6 protein-coding genes are annotated in these 6,149 nt (G+C 59.1%); 5 read left to right on the forward strand and 1 reads right to left on the reverse strand.

Annotated elements, in window-relative coordinates; genetic code table 11:
• From ACRAUW_RS16175 to ACRAUW_RS16195, 5 genes are all read left to right on the forward strand, one after another.
• Nucleotides 1-424 (forward strand): tyrosine-type recombinase/integrase (locus tag ACRAUW_RS16175; protein ID WP_431363100.1); only part of this gene is annotated, 424 nt, incomplete at its 5' end.
• Between the two features lie 143 nt (nt 425-567).
• Nucleotides 568-1,758 carry a class I SAM-dependent methyltransferase gene (locus ACRAUW_RS16180; RefSeq protein WP_431363101.1) on the forward strand — a complete coding sequence of 397 codons (1,191 nt, stop codon included), beginning with the start codon at nt 568-570 and terminating at the stop codon, nt 1,756-1,758.
• Nucleotides 1,759-2,361: 603 nt separating this feature from the next.
• Nucleotides 2,362-3,399 (forward strand): selenide, water dikinase SelD, encoded by a 1,038-nt coding sequence (gene selD, locus ACRAUW_RS16185; protein WP_227340590.1) that lies wholly within the window; start codon nt 2,362-2,364, stop codon nt 3,397-3,399.
• A complete protein-coding gene (mnmH, locus tag ACRAUW_RS16190; RefSeq protein WP_431363102.1) occupies nt 3,396-4,511 on the forward strand; it encodes a tRNA 2-selenouridine(34) synthase MnmH in 1,116 nt (371 codons plus the stop codon). The genes selD and mnmH overlap by 4 nt, the downstream gene beginning before the upstream one ends.
• A gap of 22 nt (nt 4,512-4,533) precedes the next feature.
• Complete coding sequence (locus tag ACRAUW_RS16195; protein WP_431363103.1) at nt 4,534-5,178, forward strand: MBL fold metallo-hydrolase; 645 nt, start codon at nt 4,534-4,536, stop codon at nt 5,176-5,178.
• A gap of 303 nt (nt 5,179-5,481) precedes the next feature.
• Here ACRAUW_RS16195 and ACRAUW_RS16200 read toward each other — a convergent pair whose 3' ends face one another.
• The gene (locus ACRAUW_RS16200) at nt 5,482-6,096 is read right to left on the reverse strand and encodes an ATP-binding cassette domain-containing protein (RefSeq protein ID WP_431363104.1); all 615 of its coding nucleotides are present in this window, start codon (nt 6,094-6,096) and stop codon (nt 5,482-5,484) included.
• Between the last annotated feature and the right edge of the window lie 53 nt (nt 6,097-6,149).

The raw sequence follows: 6,149 nt of genomic DNA on the forward strand, positions 1-6,149 counted from the left end.
GCTACTCACCTTCATGCTGCCAGCCTGTGAGATCAGAGTTGATGTTGATGATGGCTCGGAAACATTTTGGCTCAGGCCGGTATTCTGCCCATCAGACCAAGCGCATAGAAATCCAGTCGAGAAGTTCTATAGCACTACGGCGATCAGTAAGATGTGGAGAATGTTGATCAGGAGCTCTGGTGTTCGTTACCGCAGGTTCTATCAACTTCGTCATACCTTCGCCTCCTGGAATCTGACATCACATGGTAACCTTGCATACATCGCATCCCAAATGGGCCACAAGAATCTGGAAATGCTGCAGCGGGTATATGGCAAATGGCTCGATTCAGCGAATAAACCAGAGGCGCAACGGATCTGGGAACAGATGCAGTCAAAAGGTCTTTTTGCCCCAATGACGCCCCAAGCGGATAAAAATAAGCTGTAAGCTATTGAAATAAAATCACATTTTATCACGGCACCGAATCATGCCACAATTCGTTACTGCGCCATATACCAGCAAAGGCTGGCTTAGCCGCCCTATTGCACATAGAATGTGGCCCCTTTTCTTTCTACCATCGGCAAACATCCATGAGCGCTTCCATCTATCTCGTCAAAGGCCGCGAAAAATCCCTGCTGCGTCGCCACCCCTGGATCTTCTCCAAAGGGATTGAGCGGGTTGAAGGCAACCCCGTTGACGGCGACACCGTCGAGATCTATGCCAACGATGGCAAGTGGCTCGCCCGTGGTGCCTGGTCAGGCAGCTCCCAAATCCGTGCCCGGGTCTGGACCTTCGACAAGGATGAGACCGTCGATCTCGACTTCTTCATTCGTCGCCTCAAATATGCCCAGGAGTCTCGCGATCCGCTGATCAAGCGTCAGGGTCTCACCGGCTATCGCCTCTGCGCCGCCGAATCCGACGGCCTGCCGGGTCTGACCATCGACCGTTATGCCAATTTTCTGGTGTGCCAGATCCTCTCTGCCGGTGCCGAGTTCCAGCGCGAGCTGATCACCCAGGCGCTGCGTACCCTCTACCCCGAGTGCAGCATCTATGAGCGCTCCGACGTGGCAGTACGCAAGAAGGAGGGGCTGAAAGAGCGCACCGGCGTCATCTATGGCGATACGCCGAACGAGTCGGTGGTGATCGAAGAGAGCGGCGTGAAGATCCTGGTGGATATCCGTAACGGCCACAAAACCGGCTTCTATCTGGATCAGCGTGACAACCGTCAGGCAGCCGCCAAGTACACCGAAGGCAAGCGGGTGCTCAACTGCTTCAGCTATACCGGTGGTTTTGGCGTCTATGCCCTCAAGGGCGGCGCCAAAGAGTTGGTCAACGTCGATCTCTCCCAAAATGCGCTGGATATCGCCCGCCAGAATGCCGAGCTGAACGGACTGGATACCAGCAACACCCAGTTTATCCGTCACGATGTGTTCAAGCTGCTGCGTGAATATCGCGAGAAGGGCGAGAAGTTCGACGTCATCGTGCTGGATCCGCCCAAGTTTGCCGAGAGCAAGGCCCAACTGCTGGGTGCCTGCCGTGGCTACAAGGACATCAATATGCTGGCGTTTCAGCTGCTGGCGCCGGGTGGCGTGCTCTTGACCTACTCCTGCTCCGGTCTGATGGAGCAGAGCCTGTTCCAGAAGATCGTTGCCGATGCGGCGCTCGATGCCGGTCGCGATGCCCAGATCCTGGAGCTGCTCTCCCAGGCCTCCGATCACCCCATCGGTACCGCCTATCCGGAAGGTTTCTACCTCAAGGGTCTGGTGGTACGCGCCCGCTGATCGGTATTCACCCTCCCCTTGTGATCAATCAGGCCCCTTGCGGGCCTGATTGTTTTTCATCGAATGGTGCCTAAGTCCGGGGTAGATTGGCTACCAGCTCCCGCTGGTGGTAACCCGCAGTCACTGGATTTATCTTGCCATTGCACCAACAGCGCCATGGTAATGGGGTGGTCAACCAGCAATGAGGTGATCAGCGGGATCTCCTTCTGGTGGCGATGTGATTTCAAGATCAGTTGCTCTCTTTGACATCCTCTTTACCGGGTTCAGTGTAGTCATCAATCGGTGCGCAGCGGATCCAACCCAATGACAGGCAAGTGCGGGCAATTCCCTGCTGTTTATGTGAATTCCTGTTCGAACCCCAAGGGGCAAATGTGGCATAATGCGCCGTCCTGTGGCCCTTGGCGGGGCTGCGCTGGCGCACCTTGTCGCCCTTTTCTTCCCCGTCCGGCCTGGCGGTCATCCATCACTGCCAGTCATCGCTGCCCCTGTTGGCACCGAGGCCACCCATATTTGCGGCTTCTTGTCTTCCAATCTACAAGGCCGCCCATTGACCAAGACGGCTCCACAGAGCCTCTGCTCTGTTTGCAAATAAAAGGGGTAAGTATGTCTTCCATTCGTCTGACCCAATACAGCCACGGCGCTGGCTGTGGCTGCAAAATCTCTCCCAAGGTGCTCGACACCATTCTCAAGAGCCAGATCCCGGGCTTCAACGACCCGACCCTGATCGTTGGCAACAGCAGCAAGGATGACGCGGCCGTGGTCGATATCGGCAACGGTCAGGGCATTGTCTCCACTACCGATTTCTTCATGCCCATCGTCGATGACCCCTTCACCTTTGGCCGCATCGCCGCCACCAATGCCATCAGCGATATCTACGCCATGGGTGGCAAGCCCATCGTTGCCATCGCCATCCTCGGCTGGCCTATCAATACCCTGGCGCCGGAAGTAGCCCAGCAGGTGATCGATGGCGGCCGTCAGGTGTGCCATGAAGCGGGGATTTCGCTGGCCGGTGGTCACAGTATCGATGCCCCCGAGCCCATCTTCGGCCTCGCGGTCACCGGTATCGTGCCCCTTGACGCCATCAAGCAGAACGACACCGCCAAGGTGGGTGACACCCTCTATCTGACCAAGCCCCTCGGTATCGGCATCCTCACCACCGCCCAGAAGAAGGGCAAGCTGAAGCCTGAACACGAACAACTGGCCCCCAATGCCATGTGCACCCTCAACAAGATCGGCCAGCGCTTTGCCGAGCTGCCGGGTGTCCACGCCATGACCGACGTCACCGGTTTTGGTCTGGCGGGCCATCTGCTGGAGATGTGCGAAGGATCCAATGTCAGCGCCCGCCTCGACTTCAAGGCGCTGCCGCTGCTGGACGAGGTAGATTACTACCTCGCCGAGGGCTGCGTACCGGGCGGTACCCTGCGCAACCACGACTCCTACGGCCACAAGCTGGATGCCATGGACGATCGCACCCGCAACATCATGTGCGACCCACAAACCAGCGGCGGCCTGCTGGTTGCCGTGGGTAAAGAGAGCGAAGCCGAGCTGCTCGCCATCGCGCAAGACGCTGGGCTAAAACTCTCGCCCATCGGCCAGATCAAGCCCCTTGAGGGCTCCCGCTTTATCGAGATTGTCCAATGAGTGAATTGCCACTGGCCACGGACTACGCCCAGATTTTTTTAGGCGATGTGCCGTTGATTGATGTGCGCGCCCCCATCGAGTTCAAGGAGGGGGCCTTCCCCTGCTCGACCAGCCTGCCCTTGATGACAGACGATGAGCGCGCCCAGGTGGGGACCTGCTTCAAGAAGCAGGGTCAGGCCGCCGCCATTGAGCTTGGACACAAGCTGGTGGGGGGAGCAGTACGTGCCGAGCGACTCGAAGGCTGGCTGGCGCAGTTGCGCCAGCAGCCCGATGCCCTGCTCTACTGCTTTCGCGGCGGCCTGCGCTCGCAAACCGTACAACAGTGGCTGGCTGATGCCGGGGTGACTCGCCCCCGCGTCGCCGGTGGCTACAAGGAGCTGCGCCGTTTCCTGATCGACACCCAGGACAAGGCTTCTGCCGAGTGTCACTGGAGCGTGCTGACCGGTATGACCGGCTCCGGCAAGACCCATATGCTGGACCACGTGGCCCAGGCGCTCGATCTGGAAGGACACGCCCATCACAGGGGCTCCTCTTTTGGTCAGCTGCCCGGCGGCCAGCCCAGCAACATCAATTTTGAAAACAACCTCTCCATCGAGCTGTTAAAGCGCCGCCATCAGGGCGAACACGCCTTCGTGGTCGAGGATGAGAGTCGCCTGATCGGCCGCTGCTGCCTGCCCCTCTCCCTCCATGAGGCCATGAGTCAGGCACCGCTGGTGGTGGTGGATGTACCGCAAATCGATCGGGCCGAGCAGATCCGTGAAGATTACGTGCACGATCTCTGGCTGCGCTATCAAGCCATGTATGGCCAGGAAGCCGGTTGGCCGCTGTTTGCCGCCTACCTCACCGATGCGCTGGCCCGCCTCAAGCGCCGCCTCGGCGATCAGGCCCACCGCGAGCTGGATGCCCTGATGAAGACCGCTCTCACCGAGCAGGAAAAGAGCGGCGATACCGCGCTGCATCTGGCCTGGATCACTTTGCTGCTGACCCGCTACTACGACCCCATGTATCTCTATCAGCTTGGCAACAAGCAGGAGCGCATCGTGTTTCGCGGTGACAAGCAGGCCTGCCTCGACTATTTCGCCGAGCAGCATGCCAGCGCGCTGCGCGGCTGACCCATCCCAAGCGAGGAACTCTATGTTGAAATTCGAGGTGATCCCGGTCACCCAGTTCGCCCAGAACTGCTCCCTCATCTGGTGTGACGAGACCCATCAGGCCGCCCTGATCGATCCGGGCGGCGAAGCGGACAAACTGCTGGCGGCCATAGCCAAGCGCGGCCTGACCCTGACCCACATCCTGCTGACCCACGGTCATCTGGATCATGTGGGTGCCGCCGCCAAGCTGCGGGAAAAGACCGGCGTCGCCATTACCGGTCCCCACAAGGAGGACGCCTTCTGGCTCGACATGCTGCCCCAGCAGAGTCAGATGTTCGGCTTCGCCCATACCCCCGCCTTCACGCCGGATCGCTGGCTTGAGCAGGGTGACAAGGTGCAGCTTGGCCAGTGCGCGCTGGACGTCTACTTCTGCCCCGGCCACACCCCGGGGCATATCGTGCTGCTCTCCCAGGCTGAAAAACTCGCCTGGGTTGGCGATGTGCTGTTTGCTGGCAGCATTGGCCGCACCGACTTCCCCCGTGGCGATCACGGGACGTTGATCAAGTCGATCACCGAGACCCTGCTGCCGCTGGGGGACGAGATCGTCTTTATCCCGGGCCATGGCCCCAGCTCCACCTTCGGTCGCGAGAAGGCGAGCAACCCCTACCTGACCCAGCCTATCTGGTGATCAAAAAAGGCAGCGGTGTTAGCCGCTGCCTCTCAGACTATTGAAAAAAACCTGATTTCAGAAAAGCAGGGCTTTCTCATCAAACAAAATCAATACGTTACGATGACGATTTTGGCTTTGTCAGCAATCTGGGATCGGGATGTTTTCCCTCGAGAAGCACGTCCCCCAAGACCACCTCCTGCGCAGAGTCGATAAATTCATCTCCTTTGACTCGATCCGCGACAAGGTTCGCCACTGCTATGGCCCCGATGCCATATCGGCTCTTGAAGCTGGCTGAGGATCATGGGTAATCCAAAAGACTTTTCAAATAGATGGACTCATATCAAATATTTCTACCCGATGGCAGATCTGGCGCAGCAGCGCCTGCTGGTGGCTGAAGATCACCATGCCAAGCCCACGCTGCTCGCACTCAATCATCAGCTCCCGCCAGAGCTGGCGCTGAATTTGCGGATCCAGCTGGGCGGTCACCTCGTCGGCAATCAGCAACCGGGTGCGGGGATCGAGGGCGCGCAGCAGCGCGATGCGGGCCAGCTCGCCACCGGAGAGCTGGCCGGGTTTACGACTAAGCCACGCAGGTTTGACCATAAAGCGAGCCAGCATGGCGTCATCGGGGCGCCATACATCCCACAGCGCCTGCCCGGTGGTGCGATAGGGATTGAAGGTGAGCTCCGGGTGCTGGGGCACCAGCTGGATGGGGTTATAGCCTTTTACCTGTTCAGGCACTGGCTGCCCATCCAGCAGGATCTGCCCGCCGGCCCCAACCGGTTGCCAACTCGCCAATACCCGCCCCAGCGTGGTCTTGCCATAACCGCTCGGGGCGGAGATGCCGAGCCGCTCCCCCGCTTTCACCGTCAGCGACAATCCCTGCCAGAGGGGACGTTCCCCCTGGGCGATGGTGAGATTTCGTACTTCAAACATCAGGAAACCTCCGGCACAGAGAAGAGCGCGTTGAACTCCGGCAGCGCCTGCCA

Source organism: Aeromonas sp. (assembly GCF_050633025.1).
GTDB lineage: Bacteria > Pseudomonadota > Gammaproteobacteria > Enterobacterales > Aeromonadaceae > Aeromonas.